The organism is Deinococcus misasensis DSM 22328, from assembly GCF_000745915.1.
GTDB lineage: Bacteria > Deinococcota > Deinococci > Deinococcales > Deinococcaceae > Deinococcus_C > Deinococcus_C misasensis.
The window spans coordinates 307,320-330,054 of record NZ_JQKG01000001.1 but is presented as its reverse complement, the minus strand read 5'-3'; the positions used below and the strand labels follow the sequence as shown (position 1 = coordinate 330,054).

Annotated in this window: 29 protein-coding genes; 1 reads left to right on the top strand and 28 read right to left on the bottom strand. The window is 56.2% G+C overall.

What is annotated here, in order from left to right:
• From Q371_RS01610 to Q371_RS01520, 19 genes are all read right to left on the bottom strand, one after another.
• A complete protein-coding gene (locus tag Q371_RS01610; RefSeq protein ID WP_157442442.1) occupies positions 1–2,562 on the bottom strand; it encodes a phage tail tape measure protein in 2,562 nt (853 codons plus the stop codon).
• A 199-nt stretch (positions 2,563–2,761) separates the two neighbouring features.
• Positions 2,762–3,052 (bottom strand): DUF6848 family protein, encoded by a 291-nt coding sequence (locus tag Q371_RS01605; protein ID WP_034335120.1) that lies wholly within the window; start codon positions 3,050–3,052, stop codon positions 2,762–2,764.
• Positions 3,053–3,120: 68 nt separating this feature from the next.
• Positions 3,121–3,555 (bottom strand): hypothetical protein, encoded by a 435-nt coding sequence (locus Q371_RS01600; RefSeq protein ID WP_034335118.1) that lies wholly within the window; start codon positions 3,553–3,555, stop codon positions 3,121–3,123.
• Positions 3,555–4,985 (bottom strand): DUF2586 family protein, encoded by a 1,431-nt coding sequence (locus Q371_RS01595; RefSeq protein ID WP_157442441.1) that lies wholly within the window; start codon positions 4,983–4,985, stop codon positions 3,555–3,557. The genes Q371_RS01600 and Q371_RS01595 overlap by 1 nt, the downstream gene beginning before the upstream one ends.
• Positions 4,982–5,293: a hypothetical protein gene (locus Q371_RS01590; protein WP_034335113.1), complete on the bottom strand. Its 312-nt coding sequence runs from the start codon at positions 5,291–5,293 to the stop codon at positions 4,982–4,984. Before Q371_RS01590 ends, Q371_RS01595 begins: the two co-directional genes overlap by 4 nt.
• 3 nt (positions 5,294–5,296) lie before the next feature.
• A complete protein-coding gene (locus Q371_RS01585; RefSeq protein WP_034335111.1) occupies positions 5,297–5,869 on the bottom strand; it encodes a hypothetical protein in 573 nt (190 codons plus the stop codon).
• A 2-nt stretch (positions 5,870–5,871) separates the two neighbouring features.
• Positions 5,872–6,342 (bottom strand): hypothetical protein, encoded by a 471-nt coding sequence (locus tag Q371_RS01580; protein WP_034335108.1) that lies wholly within the window; start codon positions 6,340–6,342, stop codon positions 5,872–5,874.
• Between the two features lie 2 nt (positions 6,343–6,344).
• A complete protein-coding gene (locus Q371_RS01575; protein ID WP_034335106.1) occupies positions 6,345–6,785 on the bottom strand; it encodes a hypothetical protein in 441 nt (146 codons plus the stop codon).
• 2 nt (positions 6,786–6,787) lie between these two features.
• Positions 6,788–7,198, bottom strand: a complete 411-nt coding sequence (locus Q371_RS01570; RefSeq protein WP_034335103.1) for a hypothetical protein — start codon at positions 7,196–7,198, stop codon at positions 6,788–6,790.
• A gap of 35 nt (positions 7,199–7,233) precedes the next feature.
• Positions 7,234–8,352: a major capsid protein gene (locus tag Q371_RS01565; protein WP_034335101.1), complete on the bottom strand. Its 1,119-nt coding sequence runs from the start codon at positions 8,350–8,352 to the stop codon at positions 7,234–7,236.
• Positions 8,353–8,736: a hypothetical protein gene (locus Q371_RS01560; RefSeq protein WP_034335098.1), complete on the bottom strand. Its 384-nt coding sequence runs from the start codon at positions 8,734–8,736 to the stop codon at positions 8,353–8,355.
• Positions 8,737–8,748: 12 nt separating this feature from the next.
• Positions 8,749–9,555 (bottom strand): hypothetical protein, encoded by an 807-nt coding sequence (locus Q371_RS27660; RefSeq protein ID WP_034335097.1) that lies wholly within the window; start codon positions 9,553–9,555, stop codon positions 8,749–8,751.
• A 189-nt stretch (positions 9,556–9,744) separates the two neighbouring features.
• Positions 9,745–10,173, bottom strand: a complete 429-nt coding sequence (locus Q371_RS01550) for a hypothetical protein (RefSeq protein ID WP_034335095.1) — start codon at positions 10,171–10,173, stop codon at positions 9,745–9,747.
• Positions 10,174–10,182: 9 nt separating this feature from the next.
• Positions 10,183–10,311 carry a hypothetical protein gene (locus Q371_RS28025; RefSeq protein ID WP_281174265.1) on the bottom strand — a complete coding sequence of 43 codons (129 nt, stop codon included), beginning with the start codon at positions 10,309–10,311 and terminating at the stop codon, positions 10,183–10,185.
• A complete protein-coding gene (locus tag Q371_RS01545; RefSeq protein ID WP_034335093.1) occupies positions 10,308–10,568 on the bottom strand; it encodes a hypothetical protein in 261 nt (86 codons plus the stop codon). The genes Q371_RS28025 and Q371_RS01545 overlap by 4 nt, the downstream gene beginning before the upstream one ends.
• 260 nt (positions 10,569–10,828) lie before the next feature.
• Positions 10,829–12,064: a minor capsid protein gene (locus tag Q371_RS25070; RefSeq protein WP_051963068.1), complete on the bottom strand. Its 1,236-nt coding sequence runs from the start codon at positions 12,062–12,064 to the stop codon at positions 10,829–10,831.
• Between the two features lie 2 nt (positions 12,065–12,066).
• Positions 12,067–13,626, bottom strand: a complete 1,560-nt coding sequence (locus tag Q371_RS01530) for a hypothetical protein (protein ID WP_034335089.1) — start codon at positions 13,624–13,626, stop codon at positions 12,067–12,069.
• A 16-nt stretch (positions 13,627–13,642) separates the two neighbouring features.
• A complete protein-coding gene (gene terL, locus Q371_RS01525) occupies positions 13,643–15,262 on the bottom strand; it encodes a phage terminase large subunit (RefSeq protein ID WP_034335087.1) in 1,620 nt (539 codons plus the stop codon).
• Positions 15,263–15,305: 43 nt separating this feature from the next.
• On the bottom strand, positions 15,306–15,653 hold the full coding sequence (locus Q371_RS01520) for a hypothetical protein (RefSeq protein WP_034335084.1): 348 nt from the start codon (positions 15,651–15,653) through the stop codon (positions 15,306–15,308).
• 282 nt (positions 15,654–15,935) lie between these two features.
• On the opposite strand from Q371_RS01520, the gene Q371_RS25065 reads away from it, so the two are divergent.
• Positions 15,936–16,463, top strand: coding sequence for a DUF2441 domain-containing protein (locus Q371_RS25065; protein ID WP_051963067.1), 528 nt, complete (start codon positions 15,936–15,938; stop codon positions 16,461–16,463).
• A 6-nt stretch (positions 16,464–16,469) separates the two neighbouring features.
• On the opposite strand, the gene Q371_RS26745 is transcribed toward Q371_RS25065, so the two are convergent.
• The 9 genes from Q371_RS26745 to Q371_RS01470 form a co-directional block, all read right to left on the bottom strand.
• A complete protein-coding gene (locus tag Q371_RS26745; protein WP_034335082.1) occupies positions 16,470–17,123 on the bottom strand; it encodes a methyltransferase domain-containing protein in 654 nt (217 codons plus the stop codon).
• On the bottom strand, positions 17,111–18,190 hold the full coding sequence (locus tag Q371_RS26365) for a DNA cytosine methyltransferase (RefSeq protein WP_084571157.1): 1,080 nt from the start codon (positions 18,188–18,190) through the stop codon (positions 17,111–17,113). Before Q371_RS26365 ends, Q371_RS26745 begins: the two co-directional genes overlap by 13 nt.
• On the bottom strand, positions 18,187–18,759 hold the full coding sequence (locus tag Q371_RS01500) for a ParB N-terminal domain-containing protein (protein WP_051963066.1): 573 nt from the start codon (positions 18,757–18,759) through the stop codon (positions 18,187–18,189). Before Q371_RS01500 ends, Q371_RS26365 begins: the two co-directional genes overlap by 4 nt.
• A 112-nt stretch (positions 18,760–18,871) precedes the next feature.
• Complete coding sequence (locus Q371_RS01495; protein ID WP_157442439.1) at positions 18,872–19,654, bottom strand: hypothetical protein; 783 nt, start codon at positions 19,652–19,654, stop codon at positions 18,872–18,874.
• Positions 19,655–19,779: 125 nt separating this feature from the next.
• Complete coding sequence (locus Q371_RS01490; protein WP_034335079.1) at positions 19,780–20,037, bottom strand: hypothetical protein; 258 nt, start codon at positions 20,035–20,037, stop codon at positions 19,780–19,782.
• Entirely contained in the window at positions 20,034–20,297 is a 264-nt protein-coding gene (locus tag Q371_RS01485; RefSeq protein WP_034335077.1) for a hypothetical protein, read from the bottom strand. Before Q371_RS01485 ends, Q371_RS01490 begins: the two co-directional genes overlap by 4 nt.
• A complete protein-coding gene (locus Q371_RS01480; protein WP_034335074.1) occupies positions 20,294–21,055 on the bottom strand; it encodes a hypothetical protein in 762 nt (253 codons plus the stop codon). Before Q371_RS01480 ends, Q371_RS01485 begins: the two co-directional genes overlap by 4 nt.
• A gap of 9 nt (positions 21,056–21,064) precedes the next feature.
• Positions 21,065–21,697 (bottom strand): hypothetical protein, encoded by a 633-nt coding sequence (locus Q371_RS01475; RefSeq protein WP_034335071.1) that lies wholly within the window; start codon positions 21,695–21,697, stop codon positions 21,065–21,067.
• Between the two features lie 139 nt (positions 21,698–21,836).
• Complete coding sequence (locus tag Q371_RS01470) at positions 21,837–22,733, bottom strand: hypothetical protein (RefSeq protein WP_034335070.1); 897 nt, start codon at positions 22,731–22,733, stop codon at positions 21,837–21,839.
• Positions 22,734–22,735 lie beyond the last annotated feature (2 nt).

The following is a 22,735-nucleotide window of genomic DNA, read 5'->3' as shown; positions in this document are numbered from 1 at the left end:
CTAGTCTTCGTCATCGTCAAAGCCCTCCAGCAGTGAATCAAAGTTTCCCAACGCGGCCACAAAACCATTCGCATCGGTAACACCGGGCAGGTGCAGGTTCTCAATGTGAATGGTTGGCCTTCCAGAAGACCGACCCTTCTTGCTCTCACTTCCTTTCTGTGCGTTCGGCACCTCTTTCATCTCTGGAATCAATTGCCCGGTCATGGGGGTCATGAAACTCGGGTTCATTTCCGGAGACTCAAAGCCGATGCTGGGTTGAGCAAATTGAAACTCTGGCAGGTTCAAGCTCTGCACGTCAAAGCCCATCACGTTGAGTGGAGGTGCATCCACCTGAGGGGTGCTGGTGAAAGCCACGTTTTGCATGACGGAGGCAGGGGTTGGAACAGTTGGCAAATCTGGCATTGCTGGAGCAGCAATGGCTGGCAATGAAATTGCTCCAGCAGCGACCACACTGCTCGACAATTGCCGTGCACTGGCCACCGCTCTGGCTGCCTGATCAGAGATCCCCAGAGCCAAACCCTGACTGAGGAACTGGCCGATGCCTTGAAACACACGGCTGGGTGAGCGAACTTCGAAAGTTTCCCGTGAAGCCTCCTTCACCAGTTCCCCTTGCTGCCTGATGGCCAATTCAGGGTGAGGATCACTGAGAATTCCATCTCCTAAACCAGTACTGATGAGCACCCCAGTTTCATTTGCAGCTTCTCGTGGGTTCGGATTTTGAATCAACCCAAAACTGAGGGTTTCAGCGATGCCCCAACCCAGATCCGCAACATCTTTTTTTAGGCTGCTCCATCGGCCAGAGATTCCATCCCACAGGTTTGAAATCCACGTCTGACCGATCTCCAGCCAGTCAGAAGCAGTTCCAGCAAGACTGTCCAGAATGCCTTGCACTCCAGAAGTCATCCATTGCAGTGCAGCGGAACCCCAGCCGATGATGGTACCGAGAATCTTGTACAGCAAGCTGTTCTCCCAGAGACCTTCAATGGCAGTCAGCATCTTCTGCATTCCGGCCTGCATTTTCGTGTGGTTCCCTTCCAGCCAGCCGGTCACGAACATGAACGCCCCAGTCACGAAATCAATCCAGAAGCCGAAGTTCTCCATCACCCACTGAACGAACTGCACACCCCACCGGATCAGCAACCCGGTCAGATACCCGAGGCTGTAAGCCACCACAATGATGGCAGTCTCGAATCCTTGCCGAAACTTGATGAACGCTGGGTTGGTTTGGAAGGCCAGCATCATGGAGTGGAACTGCATTTTCAGTGCTGTGATGTGGCCCTGAAGAGCTTCAAAAGATGCTTTCAGGGGTTCAAGGGCAGCACGTACACTGTCCCTGAATTGCTCACTGGCTTGCCATGCATGACGGAAGGCGAGGGCAAGGCCAGCAATGGCGAGCACAACCAGAGTGATCACCAAAATCACCGGATTGCTGACCACCGCTGCCCTAAGGGTGGCGAACAACGTTTGAACGGGCAGCAGAGCCCCTTGGGCCATCAGCCGCAATCTACCGAACGATGAGGCCATTAGGGTGGCTTGTTGTGCAGTGGGCACACCTCCAGTGACCCTGAAGATCAACGCATTCTGTAACGCGGTTGCAGAAACGCGAGCCATGGTCAGCGCGCCAGAGAGTTGTGTGGCCGCAAAGACAGTCAAACCCATGAACAGAATCAAACTTCCCAAACCAGTGGTCAGAGCAGTTACGGCCACAGCTGTCAGCATAATCACTTTGGAGAGAACCGGGTTTTGATCCACCCAAACTTGCATTCTCTGGACGGTGCGGTTCAACCAAGTGAGAATGGCCAAGCCGACAGGCAACAGGACTTCACCCAAGGTGGTCACCAGATCCAGAGCGTGGGCCCTGAGTGTGCGTGTGGTGTTGGCTGCCCCACTGGCTGTCCTTGCATAATCTCCTTGTGCAACAGCAGTCTGTTTGAACATCAGAGAGTATGCGGCTTGCATCTTGATGGCTGGTGTCAGGTCTACCTTTGTTGTGGCGATCAAACCCTGAGTGAATGCCTCTTGTTTCAGCAGGTCATCTGTCAGGGCCACGCCGTAACGTTTCAGTGGTTCCATTTCTCCAGTCATTCCGGCTCGAATGGCTTCAAGGGCATCGGGGACGTTGGTGTTGTTGAACGATGCCAAATCGGCAGCCAGTTGCCCAAGATTCATGCTGTATTCGGCGGCCACACCCTGATTCAGCCCAAGGGCTGTGAACAGGTTACCGAAATCGGATGCTGCTGCAATGGCCTCATTCCGAGACAAACCCATGGCATCAGCTGAGTTTTCTGCCCATTCTTCAATCTCTGTGGCATAACCCTTGAAAACCTGCTGGTTTTTGGACATTGACTCTGAAAGATCAGAGGCTTGCATGAATGCAAAGACCAGTGGGATGGCCATGGCGAAACCACCTCCCACCATGCCTGCACCCAAGTTCATCATTTCGAGCGAGGCTTGGGTGAGCTGGGCTTGCCTTTCCAACCCGGCCATGTTGCCCATGATATGGCGCGTGGGTCCTGACGCCTGATCAATGACCCTTAAAATCCATTCCAAGGCAGGATCCAAGATTACCCTCCCTCCTTTCCGGCAAGACCGTGATTGACAGCCGCTTTGGTGGTGTTGAAAACATGCTTGTGCAACCACCGGGCTTTCGATGCCTGCATCAAAAAGGCGTCCCAGTCATCGCATGGCTCTGCCTTCAGGTAGTGGACAATCAGGGCTTCCATCCGCTCTATTTCCGAAAGCTTCGGATAAGGCAGATCGGTTACCCCGCCGTAAAACCCCTGGACTCCAGCAGCTTCTTGGTGATCCGGCTGCCCAGACCGAAGTTCTCTTCGAACTCCTGAGCCAGAGCCTTCTTGTCCTCAGGGAGCACGCACTGCAAAGCAAGGTTCTGGTTGGCTTCCACGATTTTGCCGTCCTGGGATTTCTTGAAGAAGGTGTTCAGGTTGTCCTTCTGGGGTTTGCGGAAACGGTATTCGGTGGCACCCGTTTCAGGTTCAGCGTCAGGATCAAGGGTGACCACGATGGTGTACAGGTGTTCATTTTCAGACATGGGGTTCTCCAGTGCAGTTCAACGAAAAGAGGAGAACAGCACCTGTTCTCCTCTGGCTTGTGGGTGGTTTAAGCCCCTTTGAATGGACTCTTGCCGTCGAATTTGATGGGTGAGAGGATCACCATTTTCAGTTTCACTTTGATGTCCTCATCATCGGTTTGGGTTCCGGTGCCGACCTCTTCCAGCAACACGTCAGGCAAGGTGTCCGTGAAGCTCTCGGTGTCGGACTTCTCACCGTAAACCGTGATCGGGAAAACCGTGTTTCCCAGAATTCCATCTGGCAGGCTTTCCTGCATGAGCTGGAATTCTTCACGGCGAACTTCCAGGTCCCCATCGTACTCACCGGCCTTGCGAGAAAAGCCATTGGTGCGGCCCTTGTTGCCCTTCAGGCGGTTCACGCCACGCTTGGCGGTGTAGTTGATGCTGGTGCAGTCCACAGTCTCACCGCTGGGCAGCCGGATGCTGATGGCTTCATTGTTGTAGTAAACGCCGTTCAGTGGCATTATGCTGCTCCTTCCAGCAAGGGATTGAGCATCCCGATGTCCAGATAGATGGTGTTGGGGTACCCCAAAGGGATGATGCCCACCCGCACAGTGATGTTCCGGCTGCTCAGCAGGTTCTGACCTGCGGGGATGGACACCTCGAAGCCCACAATTTGACCTCGGGCCTGACGCCTCCGGAGGGGCGCTTCAGCCACTGCAACCATGTGCTTCAAGGCCAGAGTGAGGTTGGTGGGGTCGATGCCTTCCAGAATGGAATCCAGCAGGGAGTCGCGCACTTCTTCGCAAGCTCTATCCATCAACCTGCGGTTGGTGACCGTGTAAAAGTCAGATGTGCTGGGCACCGCCATCCGGCCACCATTCCAATACCACCCTTTGCGGCGCTTCAAGGTGTAAACGGTGGCGTAACCGGCATTGTCGAGGTTGCTGGCCACAGCGTTGTTCCAGAGGCTCAGCTTGCCTTGGGTACCCTGCGTGAAAGGAGCGATCACCGTCACACTCGACACGGGGCCTTTGCGGACCCAGCCGGGGTTGATGTGAGGTTCGTATTTCGCGAGGCGCGCAGACATCTGGGTTGCGATGTTCCGCAACTGCTGCAGGCCAGACAGGGAATCCACGACTTCCGCAGCGGGGGCCACAACCATGATGCGTTTGCTGACTGAACTGAAACTGGCCATCAGTCCAGACAGACGGGTGTTGAATGCCGCAACCGTCTCGCCATCGTTGGGCAATGGGGCCTCCAAGATCATGAAGCAGTAGCGGTTGCTGTTCTCGGCTTGCAGCATCATGCTGTCCATGGCAGTCCAGAAGCTGTTGTCTGAAGGCTGAGGGATGTGGATCCACTCAAATCCTTCATCACGATCAATGGCCACCTGAACAGCAGCTTGCAGATCTGCAATGCTGCTCTGGGGTGCAGTCACAGCCCAACTGTAGGTGTCGCCAAGCCCGTAGTTGGTGGTGTTTGCGAACGTCAAGGTGTGACTGGTACCAGCAATGGCATAACTGGCAGCCGTGGCGATTTCTGGACTCCAAGTGTCCCCACCGTCCAAAGAATACCGGAAGGTGGCGGTACCTCTGGCACCAGCTTTGAGGATCTCTACGACGAAAGCAAGAAGCTGATTGGGTGTTCCATCCAGAGTGATCTCTGGGTCAGAAGGGTTACTCTCTGCTGGGGTCACTGTGCCTGCAATGCTGGCTGCGGACCGCATGGCATAAGCCAAACCGCCTCCTTCAGACAAATCTTTGGCCAGAGCGTCAGGGAGCAGCCCATAACCAAACTGGCTGCGGACCTGCAAGTGGTCGGTGATCGGCACGAACTCATTGATGGTCCCAGCAGAAGCTGGACCGATCACCACGCGGATGCCGTCACTTGAGGGCGGTGCACTGCCGAGCTGGCCGTCGCGAATGATGGTTTGAACGCCTGGCAACATCATGCCTCCTTGGTTTCAGATTGAGAGGGCTCTGCCTTTTCAGGCTCTGCGTTCTTCAGGGGAGTGCCGTGCAGCCATGCATCCAGCGCAGCTTCGAAGGTGCTTCGCCGCATCCTCTGGCCGATGGGCCAACCGTTGCGGGCCTTGACCCCCTTCAGTTGCCATTCCTCCACTTGCAGCTGCAAGGCATGCTGCTCGATGCTCAGGACGAGATCTTTGGTTTCTGTGCCTTCACCCGGATTGGTGTTGGCAGGGGTGATGCCTTCAGGAGTGGGTGTCTCCTGAGGGGCTTGTGCATTCTTGGATGCCATGTTTTACTCCTCGGGGTTTCCCCCTGCGATCTGGTAATCCACGATGAGGGTCATGGGGACGATGGGCGTCTGGTAGTACACCGACGCATCACAGGTCATGTGCAAGGTGACCACCTCAAACCCGGACAGGCTGTGAGAAAACCAGTCGATGTCGATCTGCCCATCACTGGGAATCTTCAATTTCACTGGAGGGTTGACGCTCATGTCAGCAGGCTCAGCGAACGCCAGATACTTGAAGAAGCGGTTGAGGATCATTTCCAACTGGGTGTAATCTTTCGCCACCAAGATGCTGTCATACATCATTTCCCCGGTGAACACAGACTTCTGGATGCCCTTGATGGCATCTTCAAAATCTTGCAGTTCAGGGACTGGGGCAGCAGTGCGGATGGCGGGTTTCCCCTTACGGTCCACTTTGCCTTGACCGTCCGCAGGAAAGACCAGCACCATCGGAGGAGGCACTTTGGACCCTGCCACGACGTGCAGGGCCTCAAAGTTCTTCAGGTGGATGTTCTTCTCTGGGATGCCTACTTCCTTCCAAGCTGCTCTCAAAAAGTTAAGGGTGGCCACCAGGTGCATGCCTACCTGCTTTCTTTTTCCATCAACAACCGGAACAACGCGTCGATCTCAGGTCGGACTTTGCGAGCTGCGACTTTCATGAAGTTCCGGGCTTTCATTCTGGGGGTGCCTTTGATCAGGAACTTGTAGTAAGGAACGGCACTCCAGATTTTGGCTTCGGTTTTGGTGATGGTGAGACGCATCCCGCTGATCAACCCTCCAGAGTTCCGGGCTGGGATAGGCTGCCACGGGGCAGAAGCGCGGTACTTCTCCACTCTGCCCATGGAGCCTTTCTTCCTGCTGCGCTTCACGCCACCAGAGCGGTTCCGTCTGGGGTAAAGCTTACCTCGACCCCGGTCGGCCCCGTCACTGAGGACGCGTTTTGCCGTATTGAAGGTCAGGATGCCTCCACCCCGGATGGATTTCTCTTTGAAGCTGCTGAATCTGCGTAGGGTGTCACGCTCCAACTGCTCAACGTTCCTGAAGCGCGCCATGCTCACCACCCCGACGTGACGTCCACATTCCCTGACCTCTGGGGTTTGCGGGGCTCTTCCACCGGAGGGGTCACCAGTCGGTCAAAGTTGGCTTTCGCCTCGTTCTTGCGGCTGGTGAGTTCCTCCAGTCGGTTGTTCAAGTTGGTGCGAGCCGTCTGGGTCTGTCCGGCCTGCTCCTGATCGAAGGCCTGAATCAGTTGGATGATCATGTCGTCATAGGCCAGAAACAGGGTGTACTGGTAGATAGCGTTGGTGATCAGCAGGGGGTCCGTCAGACGGGTGAAGGTGGCCACCACGGCTGTGGCATCGGCAATGTAGGCAGTCAGGCGGGCAGTGAAAGGATCTGACGTGGGAGGTGCATCGCTGTCCATGCCGTCTGCGGTGACCACATCACCGAACGCCTGCGGTTTGAATTTCAACTTCAGGCGTTCCAGCAAATCCATGATCAGCCTTCCGTGCTGGAGGGGCTTTCAGTGGAGGGGTTTGCTGGCTCACCCTTCTGGTCTTTGTCAGATGGTACAGGGGCGCTGGGCCCTGCAGCCTTCTGGGTTTTTTCCAGTTCCTTCACCTGCTTTTTGAGGGCCTTGTTTTCGGTGGTGAGGATGGACACCTTTGATTTCAACTGGTCGCGTTCTGCTCCCAGTTCGGTGATGGTCTTGCTGGAGCTGGTCTTCAACTGGGTCAGTTCTTTCTGCAGGGCATCAAACTGACTCTGGTCAGGGCTGGAAGGCTGAGAGGCGGTTTGACCCGCCTCCTTTTCAGCAGCTTTGATCTGGTCAAGTTCATCCCAAGTGACGAACTTCCCCTTGTGAAGGGTGCCAGTGCTGCCGTGACGGTCTGTTTTGACTTCAGACATGTTGTGTTCCTCCGATGGGATTCAGGGGAGTGGGTTTAGGCGGTGCGGTTGGGGACGGTGAGCACAGCGATGGCTTCAGGCTCTTGCACCACAGGGAGGGTGGTGGCCCAGCCTTCGCCTTCGATTCTGGGGGGCTTGTTCTCGAAATGCTCCATGCGAATCACGATGCCCGGAGTGGCTTGGCCGGCAGCACGCCCCACGGCGGTATAGCCGAGGGTGTTTTGCAGCAGCATCGCCTCATCTCCCAGATCGATGGTCTGATCGCGGCCAGTGGCAGAGGCAATGATCACTTTGGTTTCATCCAAGAAGCGGATGGTTCCGTTTTCGGTTCGAGCCATCAGGTCATAGGTCTGGATGGGGGGAAGCCCCTCAGCCACCAAAAAGGCACTCAGGCTGGTGATGCTGGCGAAAGCCCCTTGGCTCTGGAGGTTACCGGTGTTGTCGATGGTGAAGCGTCCCATGGCTGCGCGGGTTTTGGGGTGCCGTGCAGCAAGCATGGCTCTGGACCTGCTGGTGATGATGCGGTCAGCCGTGAAGCCCTTGCTTGAAAGCAAGGACACCTGGGCATCAATGTCCTCAAGGGGGTTGTGGTCTGGATCGTACCACCCCTCAGGGCTCGCCATGCTGCCAGAGTCGATGGTCACTCGGTGGCCTGCAGGGTTGGAGTAGGTCACCAGTTCTTCGTAGCCGTTGGCTCCCTTGCGAAGCACCTGGGCATCCGCGAGAGCCTCCCAGCGGTGTTTCTCCATCAGTTCACGCAAGGCAAGGTTGATTTGGTTGTCGAGCCATCCGGTCACAGAAGCCAAAGCTTCCATTTCTTCATTTCGGCCAAGGATTTTCTGCAGGGCATCATAAACTTCAGCGGTGAACTCTGAAGCCACATCGATGTTGCCCAGTTCGACCTTCATGTCCCCGACCATCGCACTGCCCTTTTTCACAGCAGGGCTGTACCGGGTGCCGGCATTGGCAAGCATGGTCCGGTAACTGATGTCGGTTTCGGTGTACATGTTCTCTGGAACCAGGCGCTCGGGCAGCAGAGTGGCACCGAGGTACTGGCGTCCCTGTACACCGAACTGAGCCCTTGCATTGTTGGCGATTTCGCCCAGAAAGCCTCTGGCGATCATGGTTGCGACGAGAGCAGCAATTCCGTTCATTTAATAACCTCCACCAGTGGTGCAATCGTAGGTGGCTTTCAGCTTGGTCAGGACCGCAGCTGACGGGGTGACAGGAAGCTTGTCGGTGTAAACCAGACCACCAGGGCGGTACAGGTCACCATCGGCATTCGCGTCGATGTCGGGGCTGTCAAAGGCGAGCAGACGCACCTGATCGTCATCATCAGCTGCAGGTCCCCACGTGGTTTCATTGTTTTTCTTGCCGACTGGGGTTCCGGCAACTGCGCGCTTCTTTCCGTCTGGTCCAGCCACAAAGGAAGTGGCGTCAAGGCGAACACCTCCGGGAAGCACATGCTCTCTGGAGAGGAAATCTCCAGCCCATACGGGTTTTGTTTTGGTGATGGTTTTGTTGCTGACTCCAGCCATGGTGTTTCTCCTTTACTTGTCTTTCTTGCCGTACTTCTTGCTGAGGAAATCTGATGCAGAGCCAGTACCGCCACCTTTGCCAGATCCACTGGATCCAGCTCCACCAGTGACGATGGTTTTCTGGGCCCCACCGAAGGCCTCCACCAGAGCACCCCAGCGCTTGGAGTATTCCCCGAGTGGAGTCTCAACATCCTTGTCGTTGTCTTTGTGCTTCACAAAAACGACTTTTTTCGACTTGTCTTTGTCATCTTCCCTAATGACAAAATCGAGATTTTTGCCTTCGAGGAAGGTTTCAAACTCTGCAGGTTTCCAGCCCTGAATTTCAGCCACTTGTCCAATCGTTCGTGTCCGCTGGAACGTGGTGTTTTCAGACCGGAGGGTGTCACGTTCGGTCAGGCCTGCGCGGATCTCATCGGGGGCCCCGAGGGATTGGTATGCCTGCCAGAGGGCTGCCTGCTCAGGTGTCAGTGCAGTCCCACCTTGTGGGGGAACCTGACCTCTGAGCGTCCGGATTTCTTCACGCTGCTGGTAGTTCTCGGAGTACAGGCGATCAGCAAGACGTGTGGCGTCACCGTTCATGCGGTCCAGAGCGGCACGGAATCCCTGATCCCGGTCCCCTGCACCACCGTTGTTGTTGCCTCCGGCACCACCTTGGCCTCCGGAGTTGCTGCCACCAGTGTTGTTCCCTCCACCGTTGTTGCCTCCCTCTGCGGGCTGGCCTCCATTCCAGAGGATGCGGGGCAGGCGGTTTAAGGGCCCGTGTTGGGTGTTGAACTGGATGAGGTTGTCGATGGCGAGCTGTTCAAGTTTCTTGTGCATGTTCGCTCCCTGAGCAAAACGAAAACGACCCGAGCACCTTGCTCCGGTCTGGGCTTGATGTTGAATTGCAACTGGGACTTACACCAGCCCTGCTGGATGCCTCAAACGACCCGGGCACCTTGCCCTGATCTGGCTTCAGGTTGATGGACCAATGTGCTGGACTTACCTGACCCTGTCAGTGCCACACCTTCACGACTCCGGAGGGGTTTCCTCTGGCTCTCCGGGGTAAGGGTTCATGCGTTTCCACTGGGCTTCGAGACGGCTCACAGTGCGCTCAACCCCAAACCTGAACATCCTGTCCAGTGGGCTGTACCTTCCGTGCTTTTCGTCCTGTTCGATGTGGGCTCGCACTGGTTCCAGTTCGGCCAGCAGGAGGTGGGCGACTTCATGCCCTGCATCCCCCCACACCTGTTCTGGATCTTCATAGAAGGGGTGAAAGGTCACGTAGGCATTCAGGTAATCTGAGTGCATCTGCACGGCAGCCCTGCAACCCTCTGGGACTTCACCCACGTTCGCAAAAATTCGCCATTCACTGGCCAGCCCGAAGTGCTCTCGGGCTGCATTGATTGCCCGGATGCCAACCTCCAGGATCTTGCTGGCATCCAGAATGTCAGCCATGATTGCACCTCACAGGATGTCCAGCCAAGTACACAACACGAAGAGGCCCAGCATGATGAGGATGAACCAAAACAGGGGCCAGCCCCTGAGTTGAGTGCCAATGGATTTCATCAACTCTTCGAGCAAGTCGCCCATCATGCCTCCGTGGGTTCTTCCAACTGGTCTGCAGGCAGGAAGCCAACAGTGAGCAGGTCAGGGGGAACAGAGACGGTCACCTGACCAACAATGACTTGCATGAAAACCGAATTGGTTTGCGTTTCAGCATCCATACTCAGCTTCAAAGACTTCACCCAGGGCAGTTCTACGCCGCCCAGAAAAATGGTTCCTCCGCCGCTTTCATCCACTTTGATTTCAAGATGAGGTGGCCGGTTCACTCCAGTGGTTTTCACAGACATAAAAACCTCCAAGAAAAAGCCCACCTGTACGGTGAGCGGTTCGGGTTATTTTCCTGCTTCCGGGGGTGGCCAAGCGTCCAGCACCCACCCAGGAGCATTCTCCAAAGGCTCAAACAGCACCCCTCCATCCCCAGCAAAAGGATAGAAGTGATTGTGCTCTCCAAAGATGATTTCATCAGGAATGATCTTGAAGGCTTTGCAGTCCCGGTCAGCCCCTCTGGGATTCTTGTGCTTGCACCAAATGCACGGGGGGCGGTGGATCATGGTTCAACCCCTCCAAATGCTCGATAAGCAGCCATGATTTCCCTGCTGTACTTTTTGCCTGTTCGAAGGCCTACGTAGACCTCTGCAACGAATTCCTGCATGTTCACAGCAGCATACCTGCTGACCTCCCGGCGAATGGTTTCTTGAAGCTTCAAGCCCGGTTTCTGCTTGGCGCTGTTCTTGAAGCGATTGGGGGAATTCTGGCGGTGCAGGTGGTGACCAATTTCATGAAAGATCAGGTGGTCTGGGTGATCGGTACTGCTCCATCCGACCCGGCTCATTTGACCCATTTCAGCTTGAGGATCCATCCAGAAGGGAGATGCTGGGTTTAGCAACACCGTGCCATCTTGGTATCCAGCCACGGCATCCCGACCGTACAGCTGCATCAGTGGTTTCTCTTTGATGCCGACTTTGTACCCATACCCTTCAATACGCTTCTTGTAGTCTTGCAGATTCTCAAGGGATGGGTTACCGGGATCGCGGTAACCTTCAAGGTAAGGAATGGCGTGGCATCTGCACTGAATGTCACCACCGGGGTCCTTGTCGGTGTTGCCCCACTCGTAGACTTTGCCTTCTCGCTTTTTGTGATCAGGCCTGACATCTCCGTCCCGCTGGGTTCTCCAGACGTATCGGGTGATGCCCAAATCCTTTTGCCGCTGCTCATTGGCGTAAGCTTTGGCTTTCAGGAGTTGGTCCCGGGCAATCAGGACCGCTCTGGCCCTGCTGGCCCCAGTGCGCCGTTCAATCTCGGTGGCCAGCCGTTCCGGAGTCCACTTCAGACGGGTGGCGTTCTGCAGTGCGCCTTTGATGCTTCTTCTAAACTTGCTGGATTCTTTGGTCCAGTATTTCTCGAAGCGCTGAAGGGAATCCGCTGCAAACTTCCGTTCCCTGCCCGGCGTGGAGTTGAACCGGAACTTGGGGTCGAGGGCTTTGAGGATCTGGTCGGTGTACAGAATTTGGTCCCCGACAGCCATGCGGATGATGTCTTGAACGGCTTGCGGGGGCCTCTTGAGGTGCTGGGTGGCCTGATCAAAAGCGGTCAGCACCTGGTCGAGCTTCTGGGTTCGCTGTGCAGGGGGAGCTTCCAGAGCGGCTTTGAGGAGACGGGCAAGGCTCTTGCGGTCGAAGTCGGCATACAGTTTGATGACGGCTGCTCGGGCTTTGTCCAACTGCTTTTGATCTTGGCCTTCCAGGTCATCAAGAATCTTCTGGAGCTTCTGGTTGAGGGCCATGATCAGCCTTGAATTTGCAGGTTGGCGGTTTCCAGTTCACGTTGCTGTTGGATGATCTCTGGGGTGACTGCGGTGACTCCAGCATTTGCCAAGATCTGCAGGCCCACGGAGACTGGAGCTCCAGCGGTGATCAGGTTGATGGCCAGTTGGGTGTTCCGGTTGGCATCCTCCTGCAGGCGGGTGCGCTCTGCCTCAGCATCAGTCACTGCGGGGTTCGCTTCGATCAGGGTGGCCATGCTGACCAGTCCCTTCACGCAGGGTTCTACGAGTGCCTGAAAGATCTGCAGGTTCCCTCTGGAGATGTCGAGGTACAGGCGGGGCTTTATCCTCAGACCCTCTGGCAGCTTCCGACCTGAGATGTTGGAGGCGAAGCGCAGGACGGTTTCCAGCATCCACTTGATGGCCATTCCGACCATGCCACCATCGATCATCACGAACTGCTCGAAGGCCTTGCGACTCTCCTGCTTGCTGTCCCCAGAGACAGCCATGTAGGAAGCAGTCACCCAGGTCTGGTTGAAGTCGGATTCCAGAGCGGCTCGGGCCTGCTGGATTTTCGGCAGGAAGAAAACGCTGGGGTCCACGGGGTTGAGCACACCAACTTGCGGGTCGGTGTAACTGTCCCTTCCATCTCTGGAGGTCTGGGAGATGCCTTTGATGGACATGACGGTGTTCGGCCTGAAATCCCATGGGATGGCTTTCCCGGTCTGGTCCACTGGATCGTCAGCGTTGATGGTGTAGACCGTCCTGAACCCGGCGAGCTGGCTGTCTTTCCGCATGTAGGTCCACTCTTCGTTCAGCAGGTTCTGTTTGTCGATCACCGACTGGGTGAGGAGGGGGTCACCGTCACGGCTGAAGGTCCGCATCAAAAAATCGTTGTGCTCCAGCAGAGGGTTGGGGGCCTCAGGGGTGATGACTGCACCGAGCTTGCCTTGCTTCACCTGATAGGTGGTGACCTTCTCGGGTTCATGCACTTCAACCCTGGCGTCTTTCTCGCCGGGTGGTGTGTAGAGGTAGTAGTAACCCATTGGGTCATCGAACTCATCAAGCACCGGGCCCCCATCAATCGGGGTCACGACCTGCACCCGGATGACCCGGAGGGCATCGGGGATGGTCTTCGGCCTGCTGGCCTGCAATTGCTCTCCGAACTTGCTGGGGATGTAGATGCGCAGGCTTGCCTTGCCGACAGCGCAGACGTAAGTGGCCAGTTGCTTCAGTTTGCGGTGCGCCTGAAAGTCATCCCACCAACTGGAGAGGGCATCCACTTCCTCACCCTCGTAAACCTCGCCTTGGAGGTCCAGCAGGTCCCACTCTGGGTCTTTGCCGAGCATGGCAGCAACATGCCGGGCCATGCAGGGACCGATCTGGTTGTCTGCAACGAACAGTTTCTCGATTTCCTGTTTAACTTCGGTTTTCTCACTGGTCCGACCCATCCAGTAAGCGCCGTTCTGCCCGTACTGTTCTCCTTTGAGGTAATCAAGGGCCTTGGTGGTGGTCAGGGTGCGAGGGCCAGAGCTGGCCGCTGCGGGCTTCAGTGCAGCGGTGAGTGCGGTCATGAAATCCACGGGGTGAACCTCCTTTCTAGTTGTGGTGAATGACGGTCCGTTTCTTCTGGTGGCCTGTCTTCTGGGCATTCAAGTTGAGTTGCTGAACCGCTTGGGATGCCGTGTCGATGCGGTCCTTGAAGCCGTTCGGGAAGCGGGTGAATTCGTTGATCCAGTCCTGCACCCAGTGGTAAAGGGCGGGGTGGGGGAGGTACCACTCTCCGGCTTCTTGTGATGGCTGAACGGCCCACGCTCTCGACACCTTGTCGCCATATGGCAGCACGTCGAGCAGGCCCGAGATGGTGCCCCTGAGGAGGTCCATCACGGCAGGGCCGTTGGCTTTGTCTTCGACCAGTTTGGCAGCCGCATGAGGGTACTTGTCGGACAGTTCAATGAACTGTTTGAGCACCACATTGATGTTCCATCGTCCGCGCACTTCATCCAGCAGGAACTTGTCGATTCCAATCCGTCCCCAGACTTGACCGACTGTGAAAGCAGACGTCTGCTTGTCCTTGAAGGTCATGTCCCAGCTTTCAAGCATCTCGTCGAAGATGCCGGACTGCTCGCAGATCTCCTTTAGGGTGTAAGGGAGGATCTTGATGGGCAGTTGGATCATCTCGCCAGTCTCGCTGCGGTAACTGGTCATGTCGGTGCGGGTGGCCAGTTGCGCGAAGTCAATCGGCAACCAGAAACGCCAGTTGGCTCGCTTGAAGATCGCGCCGTCTGTGGGTGCTGGGGTCTGCTGGCATTGACCTGCGTAGTCCACGCTGCCGAGGGCAACTTTCATTTGATCGACCACGCTGCGGGGGAAACGAACGGGGTCCATCAGCTGCCCGAATTCCGTTCGGGGGTCAGACCAGTACGGCGTGTTGCAATGCCGGTCCGGGTCATACTCCATTGGGATCATGAGGTGCGTGAAGCTGGTGTACTTCTGCAAGATGTGACCAGAGAGGTCCTCGTCATGCAACCGTTGCATGATGACCACTTTGGTGCCGCTCTGCATGTCCGAGAGGCGGTTGAAGATGGTGGTGTCCCACCAGTCTCGCACGTTGTGCCGGACCACTTCGCTGTGCCTGTCCACGGCCTTGATGGGATCGTCAACGAAAATGCTGTCTGCACGGTGGCCTGTGCCGGAACCGCCAACGCTGGTGGACATCCTGAACCCACCCCGGTCGTTTGCAAAGTTCCCTTTGACGTCCTGGTCCCCTTTGAACTTCCACTCAGGCTGGAAGTTCTCTTGGTACCACGTGGACTTCATGAGGTCGCGGCACTTCACAGAGTCACGCAGGGAAAGACTGATGTCTCCGGAAGCGAAGATGGCCCTCCATTCTGGGAGCCACGTCCACACCCATGCTGGAAAGAAGACGTTCACCAGCAGGGACTTGGAGCTGCCCGGAGGCACGTTGATCAGGAGGTCTTTCAGGCCCTCTGGCTGCCCGAAGCTTTGCGCCATGACTTGGAGGTGCAAGCAGATCGCTTCGATGTGCCAGTTGTCCACCATGGGGCGCATGGGTTCCATGACGTGCCACGCTGCGCGGACGAAGGCGTGAAAGTTTGACTTCAGGTGTTGAACCGCTCGGGCTTTTTCTTGCTCGACGGTGAGGTCCTGAGGGGCTTCATCTTCGGGTGGTTTCTGGGCTGCCTCTCGAAGTTCCACTTGACGGATGGCGCGCTCTGCGGCCAGCTCGATGCTGGAGAGGCTATACCCCCCTCTCTTTAAGGAAGAGGACAAACCGTCTGATAGCGTCTTTCGCTTCTTCCGCAGTGAAACCCACCCCCTCTGACGTCAGGAATTTCATGAATTCATCCCGCATGCGGTCGAAATACTCACCTTCAGTGAACTCTGGGCGGTCAAGGCCGAGGGCTTGGCGGTGCCCGGTGAGCCCCACCTGGATGAGTCTCGCTGCGTCCCTGAAGTTCCCTTTTTCTGCGGGGTTGTGCCTGAGGATCTGTGTGCCTTTTTGGAGGGCTGCTTTGCTGATTTGTGCGTGCAGCAGTCGGGCTTCTGCGACTTCATCAACTGCCCGAGCTGCAATTCGTTTTTCCACCTCTTTTCTAAAGTTTTCCCTTTCGGCAGTCCAGCCGTCTTCTGCGGCTTTCTTTCCGATGGCTGATGCACTGGGCGCCCCTTCGAGCTTGGCGATGTCTTGGAAGGTGATGGGGGATTCAGCGTAGACGTACAGGGCCCTCCAGCGGTGCCAGTCTACGTTTTTCGCGCCGACTTTTTTGCGTGGGGGGGCTCGGGTGGTGTCTTTTTTGCCCCGAGGTTTTGCGGGGTCCTTCTTTCTCGGGGACGTAGGAAGTCACCTCTTTCTGTGGGAGACTGGAGCATGACAGGTGAAATTTTTTTGCATGCCTCAGGTGTGCAGTTGGTGCCCGGAGCAGTGATTCTCCCAGGGAATTTTGGAAGGGTGATTTTGGGTACAGGTGTGACCCACAAGCTTTACAAGCGTGAGATCCTGCTGGAAGAAACACGACGCAAGCATTTTCCCGAAAAGCCCAGCAGATTACGGAGCTGTTTTGTCTGCCCCACATTTGAAGACATGGACTGGTTTTTTCGGAACCATTTCTATGGGTGTGCATGCTATGAAGTACAGCTCTTGCAGTCAACAGCTCCACGCCATTTGGCATTTGTATCCTGCCTGCCAAGTGATAAATCGAAACCCTTTTACCCAGATGAGGAAATGGCTTATTTTTATTGGGCTGGGGTGTGGCCCGAAAAACTGGGGGAACTCCCCCGGGCACAAGAACTCATCGTTAGTTCGCCATTGAAAATTCTCGACAGGTACCCTTCGGAATTTGACATTGCCAGCAACAATGCTTGGGCCAACCTTCAAGCACGACTGGATCAGGAATGAGCAGTGTCACTTCTCGAAGAGGTATCCGGCGAAGTCCCCAAAGCGGAACCATGGAACCCAGTCCTGAAAATCCGAGTGCTTCAGGGGCCTCTGCACACCGCCGAGGCTGAGCTCCTTTTTGATGATGGCTTCAGGGGTGGCGCCAGCGGCGAGCTTCCCGGCCAGAGTCAGGCGGTACAGAGCAGTTGCTGCGTAGCCTGCTGGGGGCTCAAATTTGTCGACAAGGATGATGGCCCCTCCGGGTTGCAGCTTCGCTTTCAGTTCTTCGAGGAGTGGGCCTCGATTCTGGGGCTGGATGAACTGGAGGGTCAAGTTCAGGATGGCCACGCTGAAGGGTTGGTAGGTCACTTCTTCGGCGGGTTTGACGATCAGTTGGGCCTGTGCGTGGAATTGTTCGCGCATGGCGTGGCTGGGTTCAATCGCGATGAGGGTGGCTTTCCGTTCCTGCACGGTGGGGGTGAGGGCCCTGCTGATGTTTCCGGTGCTGGCCCCGATGTCGTAAATGACGCTGTGCTCCGTGGCGTAGTGCCGGGCAAGGTGAGTGATGCCGGAGGTCACGAGATCGTACCAGGGGAGTTGTTCCCTGACGTGGTCATCGAAGGCTCTGGCCACGTCGTGGTTCTCGAAGGTCCAGCGTTCTGGGACGTTCAGGTTTTGCATTTGTCGAGCACCTCCTTTCTGAGGGTGTCTGCGATCGCTCGCATGAAGAGGGGGGGTACGGCTCGCCCGATGCGTTCCCATTGGCGGGCGAAGCTACCTGTCAGGACGTAGTCATCTGGGAAGCTGGAGACGCGTTTCAGTTCTGGGATGGTGAGCGTTCTGGGGTGCAGGGGGTGGTAGAGGGACTGGCTGCCTTGAACCACGGTGTTCACGGGGCGGTCGTAGGTGCATCGGTAGTGTTGCATCATGGTGGATCGCCCGAGGACGGCTTGTGCGGCTTTCTCGAATTCCCGCTGGTTGCGGTTTTTCAGCCAGCTCCAGAGGCGGTACGTTTGTGTGTTCCGGCTGAAGGACTTGAATTCCCCTGGGATTTCATCTGCGCCCCCAAAGGCTTCTCGGAGGGTGTATTGGTAGGGCAGGGGAGTGGGGATGGGTGGCTCCAACTCCAGGTCTTCTCGGACTCCGATGAAGATGAGTCGCTCACGGGCTGTCGGGGCACCGAGCCATGCGGCGTTCAGCAGTGGGGCTTTCACGCGGTAACCGCAGGCTTTGAGGGCCTGAAGGATCAGCTTGAAGTACCCTTTTGCGGTGCCTTTCACCAGTCCGCTGACGTTCTCTGCAATGAAGGTCTTGGGTTGCAGGTCCTTCAGGAGTCTGGTGTATTCGAAGAACAGGTCATCGACCACCTGAGAGGTGTCGCTGTATTCCTTCACTTGCCCCCATGCCTTTTCGCGCTTCCCGGCTGTGCTGAACGCTGCGCAGGGGGGTGAGCCATCAAACAGGTCCAGCTCTCCAGCGTTCAGTCCGGTGGCTTGCATGATGTCGGCTGCGGTGACCGTGCGGATGTCCCTTGCATCCAGGATGGTGGTGGGGTGGTTGGCCTGATAAGTGTCCCTCGCGGCTTCAACGAACTCATTTGCCCAGAGCACCCGGAAGCCTGCCATGCGGTAACCGGTGCTGTTCCCTCCGGCTCCACTGAAGGTGCTGACCACGTTGTAACCATTCCAGGGCAGTTGGGTGATTTCGGCCATGCTGGGAATCTGGTAAGGGGGTTTTTCGGCGGTCATTTCTTCTTGCCGCTCCACTGGTACCCGCACTTGGGGCACTGGTGATCGGTGGGGATGTCTTCATCGAATTCCGGGAAGGCGTCTGGAGCGGTGGGGTTGGGTGCTGAGGGCTCCTCGAGCAGTTTGGCAACTTCTGCTGCAGTAAATCCGGTGCCGTCCAAGGGGATGTCTTCGGTGGCCATTTGCTTCAGCCAAGCGTCGAGGGCTTCTTGATCCCAGTTGCCCAGTTCGGTGAGTCGGTTGTCGGCCAGCACGTAAGCTCGGGCCTCTCCGCCGTCTGAGGGGAATCCCACACCCCTGAGGATGGGTACCATCCATTCGCCGTCCTGCTCGTAAATGCGATCCGGTGGGGGTTGGCCTGCTTCTTTGCGTTGCTGGAGCGATTCAAGACGCCCGTGGCCAGCGAGGATGCATCCGGTGGTTTCGTCTTGCATGACTGGGCTGGTGAACCCGAAGCGTTCCATGCTGACCAGCAGGTCGGTGATGGCGTGACTCTTGGGGTTCCCGGGGAATTTGGCGGTGAGGAGTTTGGAGAGTGGGCCGTATTCAATCCAGATGCGTTGTTGCACGTTTTGACCTCGGAATGCAGCAAAAACCCGAGAGCATATGACTCTCGGGTGGGTAGACTTTGGGGGATTTTAGTGTTTTGAGTATAGCACTTCCGGAAATTACAGAAGGCCCTCAGTTGGTCTGAGGCTCTGTGGTGTCTTCTGGGGTCGGCTCAGGCTTTGGCTTTTGGCGTTGGGTGGTGTGGATTTCGAGGGTGCAGGCCCAAAGCACTTTGTACAGGAGTTGCCTCCAAGCGAGCAACTGAGGGGCGTACTTGTGGTCAAGCAGGTCTGGGGGCTCCACGAAGAATGGGGTGTCCATCCAGTTCTTCTGGTCTCCGAGCATGTTGCGGTTGGCCCTGCTCTGGTTGGTGAGTTTGGTCGGGTGGTGCATTTCGACCGTGATTTTGCCGATCAGTGCATCCCGCTCTTGCTTGGTCATGGGGGGCAGCCCAGCAGCAGCGCGTTTGGCGTTGGTGGCTTCTGCCTGCTCGGGGTCCAGAATCCATTTCAGCCAGCGTTCCTCGGCATACGTTTTGCTGGGTTTGACGGCCCTTGGCTTGCGGTCCAAGTACGTCTGGATGGCAACTTGGAAGTCAGGGGAGAGCTTCAAGAATTCCCCCCTGAGGTACTGGGCGTCAAGCCCTCTGATTTCCAGACTGGTTTCAACCACCAGCAGCATGTTTTCTGGGTCATCTGGGTGGTCGCTGATGTATTCCCATGCGCTTTTGTATTGGATCTGCCAGTGGCCACGCTCGTTTTTCAGGTCACTGGTCATCCAGAAGGTGCAGTAAGCGAGGGTTTTCACCAGGGCGTTGAAGTTGTAATGGTCGGCCTTGGTGAGGCTGATGGGGTCTTTGGTTTTGATGGTGTGGGGCTTGCGGGTTTTGCGTTGGGGTTCGGCATTCATGGTCATGGCAACTCCAGAGGGAATCATCGTGTGCTTCAGGAATATTATTACTGAATAATATTTCTTGATCTGAATGCTACCAAAAGTACGAGTCTAACCCGTGGGTGAGATCCAATTCTCTTTTCTTGACATCATGCCACCTGTTGAATTTCACATCCTGGAAGCGTCCAACCCATTGCATCCAGCGTAGCCACTTCAGGGACAAAAAACCAAATTCGGTGACCATTGGCCTGAGATTCTAACCATGTACCTTTGAGGTTGGTTGTGTCTGGTGCTCCTGCCTGCTTACACCACCATGCCAGTGCTTTGGAGCAGGCATCATCAAATTCCGTGGCGGTGCACAGCAGAACGCGACGGTTCAGGCATTTGACCATCACTTTGAAACTCATGATCGCCACCAGTATTTGCGGATTCGAATGGGCTGCCTGAGAATCTGGATCACGATGGGCAATCCTTTGAGGGGCTTGTGCTGGAGCTGCAACACTTCATGGAAATTGGGAATGGAGCGCACCCGTTTGTAGGCGTATGCCCCTCCAGTCAATTGGGTGTTGCACAACATGTCTTCCAGCCAGCGCAGAGGGCAAGAGTAACGGTAAGGGAGGGGGTACCAGTCTTGCCAGCACTTTGAGTGGCCGTATCCGCTTCTCATGGCATCACCTTCTTGAAGACGATCACTGTGACCCACGGGTTGGATGCCCATGGCGCTTTGGGGTTGATGCTGTCCCAGTATTTCTCAAAGCGCTCCAGAGGAGATGGGCCGAGAGGCATGATCGGGAAGGGTGGTTTTCCTGGGAGCCAGTCTCCATGCAGGGCGATGTATTGCTGCCGGGCTTTCTCTGCTTCCCTGTAAGCTTCTGCGTAATCTGGGAACAATTCAAAGATCAGTTTCTTGGAGAGGCTCAGCATGCCCTCATTGATTGAGCCGCCCTGGCAGATTCCGTGCAGGCGTTCAATTCGAATGCTGTTGATCTGCAACAGAAGTCTGGACGCTGCGCGCGGCATGAACCGAGAGGACTTCCATTTGATGTCCTGCAACCAGACGGCCTCAGGGTCGTCGGTTTCCCCGTACAGTTCACAGCCATCTGCCCTGTAAATCCACTGGTGCTGGTGGGCCCCGATCACACCGTTCTCAGAGCGCTGGTCTGCCAGATCTGCATAGGTTTCTTTGCCCCAGATGCAATCCCCCGGTTGCCAGTTGCGCTGTTGGACTCCGATCACTCCTTCATCTGGATAATCCGGGTAGTAGAGTTCCCGACCATCCTCAGTGACAGCCAGATTCTTGTCTGCATGCACAGCGGGGGGCATTTTTACCACGCGTCGGGTTTCGGTTTTCTGTCCACTGAGGATGGCTTGAACCATCTCTGTTCTGAACAGCAGGGGGTGGGCTTTCACTTCAGTTGCTGTCATGTTTCCCTTTCAGTAGAGGGTGACCTCTACGTCAACCCTTGGGTTTTCAGGGTCGTATTCAGGCCAAGGGATGGAACCCTTGACCCACTTGTCGAAGTTGGAAGTGCGTTTCTTGCCAGTAGACTCCTGAGAGAAAATCGTGTCCACAATGCCCTTCCTCAAGTTCTCTACGTCGCAGTGATGCTGGGATTCAAACCAGACATGCAGGATGGTGCAGTCTGCCCGGCTGTCTCGGGTGTTGGCATACACCCCTTGGGCCAGAACTTCAGGCAGGTGGGCCCGAACATGTTCTTTCCACGCGTCATACTGCTTTGCCCGTGGGTTTGCACTGAAGGCTTTCCCTTTGGTGTAGTAACCGACCAACACCCGGCTGGTCACAGGTTTGAATCCACCACCGGGCAACTGGTGCAGGGTCTGCCAAGGCATCGCAGGAATGGTGAACCGGATCTGCCGTGGTTCTCTGATGGCCACTGGCGGTGTGGTTTTTTGAGGTTCGGGTTTCTGGGTCTTTTGGAGATCCTGAAGGATTCTGGAGGCTTTCCGGTCACCTGCTTCAGAGAACCGTTGCAGGGTCAGCACTGCCCTTTGGTCTCCGGCGTGAGCCAGAGCTTCATAGCGTTCGTAATTCAACTCGAAGCCCATTCAGATGCACCCGTCATCTCCGGGGATCACCCGACCGCAAGCCGTGCAGAGATTGATCCGGTCTGTTGGAAAGGTGAGACCCTCACATGTGGGACATGGAGGGTCAGCAGGAATTCTGGGTTGGTATCCGTCAGGGGGTTTAAGGACCCGCCGTTTCTTCATGATGGGAGGCCTCTTGGATCGAAGCTTCTCCCGGTGCAGCCTGTTTCTCTTTGACATGTCCCCCCATTTCTCGAACCAAATTCATGACGGCTGCTTTCATCCAGCCGATGGGATCACCTGCGTACAATTCCTCTCCGGTGTCCCTGTGGGTCATGGTGGCCACACACCGGGCACCGCCATTTCCATCTGATTCGATGGTCAGGGTGAACCGGTGGTGGGTGTGCGTTTTGACTTCTTCGACTGGCCACTCATACCAAGCGACATCTCCAGCGACTTGCTTGCTGCGCTTGCTTTCTTCGATGTGCCCCTGTTGGCGTTGCAGGCTGTGGTATGCCTCTTGGGTGATGGCAGCTTGGAAAGTCTGTCCCCGCACTTCTGGAGGGATCTCGGTCCATGGTGTTGGCTCTCCGGTTTCAGGGTGAGGCAGGTACCCAGTGTCATGCACCTGTCTGATCACCTCAGCGAAGGCCTTCACTTGAGCCGTTGAGGGCTTGGAACCACAGGTTTCCCGAAGGGTTCGCACGATGGCCACCTGATCTTCGTCCGGAAGGTCCAGCAGGGGGGTGAGGGGGCGGAGCCTGCGCTCCGCCTCCACCACCACTCCGGCATTCAAAAGAATCGTGTCCAAAGCTGCTGCTGCAACCTGCCTGTGGCCGTGGGTGGCTGAGATGTTCCACCGTTTTTGCAGGTATTCTTCCCACGTTCCGTACAGCCTGTACAGCCCCTTGTCGTGGATTTCCTTCAAGGCATGCCACCCGGCTTTGACTTGCTCAACTGCCTGCTGAATGGTGCTCTCAAGTTGGTCCAGTTGGCTTTGCTCCTCAGAGGTCAACACATCGATGATGGGTTTCTCTTCAGGGGATAGGTTGGTCATTG

Excerpts from the sequence above, each read along its gene's own strand:
- Q371_RS01560 (WP_034335098.1), bottom strand. The coding sequence starts at position 8,736 with ATGGCTGGAGTCAGCAACAAAACCATCACCAAAACAAAACCCGTATGG.
- Q371_RS01570 (WP_034335103.1), bottom strand. The coding sequence starts at position 7,198 with ATGTCTGAAGTCAAAACAGACCGTCACGGCAGCACTGGCACCCTTCAC.
- Q371_RS01595 (WP_157442441.1), bottom strand. The coding sequence starts at position 4,985 with ATGATGTTGCCAGGCGTTCAAACCATCATTCGCGACGGCCAGCTCGGC.
- Q371_RS01485 (WP_034335077.1), bottom strand. The coding sequence starts at position 20,297 with ATGAGAAGCGGATACGGCCACTCAAAGTGCTGGCAAGACTGGTACCCC.
- Q371_RS27660 (WP_034335097.1), bottom strand. The coding sequence starts at position 9,555 with ATGCACAAGAAACTTGAACAGCTCGCCATCGACAACCTCATCCAGTTC.
- Q371_RS01545 (WP_034335093.1), bottom strand. The coding sequence starts at position 10,568 with ATGTCTGTGAAAACCACTGGAGTGAACCGGCCACCTCATCTTGAAATC.
- Q371_RS25065 (WP_051963067.1), top strand. The coding sequence starts at position 15,936 with ATGACAGGTGAAATTTTTTTGCATGCCTCAGGTGTGCAGTTGGTGCCC.
- Q371_RS01580 (WP_034335108.1), bottom strand. The coding sequence starts at position 6,342 with ATGGCGCGCTTCAGGAACGTTGAGCAGTTGGAGCGTGACACCCTACGC.
- Q371_RS25070 (WP_051963068.1), bottom strand. The coding sequence starts at position 12,064 with ATGGCCCTCAACCAGAAGCTCCAGAAGATTCTTGATGACCTGGAAGGC.
- Q371_RS26745 (WP_034335082.1), bottom strand. The coding sequence starts at position 17,123 with ATGCAAAACCTGAACGTCCCAGAACGCTGGACCTTCGAGAACCACGAC.
- Q371_RS01490 (WP_034335079.1), bottom strand. The coding sequence starts at position 20,037 with ATGAGTTTCAAAGTGATGGTCAAATGCCTGAACCGTCGCGTTCTGCTG.
- Q371_RS01480 (WP_034335074.1), bottom strand. The coding sequence starts at position 21,055 with ATGACAGCAACTGAAGTGAAAGCCCACCCCCTGCTGTTCAGAACAGAG.
- Q371_RS01600 (WP_034335118.1), bottom strand. The coding sequence starts at position 3,555 with ATGCCACTGAACGGCGTTTACTACAACAATGAAGCCATCAGCATCCGG.
- Q371_RS01550 (WP_034335095.1), bottom strand. The coding sequence starts at position 10,173 with ATGGCTGACATTCTGGATGCCAGCAAGATCCTGGAGGTTGGCATCCGG.
- Q371_RS01470 (WP_034335070.1), bottom strand. The coding sequence starts at position 22,733 with ATGACCAACCTATCCCCTGAAGAGAAACCCATCATCGATGTGTTGACC.
- Q371_RS01590 (WP_034335113.1), bottom strand. The coding sequence starts at position 5,293 with ATGGCATCCAAGAATGCACAAGCCCCTCAGGAGACACCCACTCCTGAA.
- Q371_RS01585 (WP_034335111.1), bottom strand. The coding sequence starts at position 5,869 with ATGCACCTGGTGGCCACCCTTAACTTTTTGAGAGCAGCTTGGAAGGAA.
- Q371_RS01605 (WP_034335120.1), bottom strand. The coding sequence starts at position 3,052 with ATGTCTGAAAATGAACACCTGTACACCATCGTGGTCACCCTTGATCCT.
- Q371_RS01495 (WP_157442439.1), bottom strand. The coding sequence starts at position 19,654 with ATGACCATGAATGCCGAACCCCAACGCAAAACCCGCAAGCCCCACACC.
- Q371_RS01575 (WP_034335106.1), bottom strand. The coding sequence starts at position 6,785 with ATGGATTTGCTGGAACGCCTGAAGTTGAAATTCAAACCGCAGGCGTTC.
- Q371_RS26365 (WP_084571157.1), bottom strand. The coding sequence starts at position 18,190 with ATGACCGCCGAAAAACCCCCTTACCAGATTCCCAGCATGGCCGAAATC.
- Q371_RS01475 (WP_034335071.1), bottom strand. The coding sequence starts at position 21,697 with ATGGGCTTCGAGTTGAATTACGAACGCTATGAAGCTCTGGCTCACGCC.
- Q371_RS28025 (WP_281174265.1), bottom strand. The coding sequence starts at position 10,311 with ATGATGGGCGACTTGCTCGAAGAGTTGATGAAATCCATTGGCACTCAA.
- Q371_RS01565 (WP_034335101.1), bottom strand. The coding sequence starts at position 8,352 with ATGAACGGAATTGCTGCTCTCGTCGCAACCATGATCGCCAGAGGCTTT.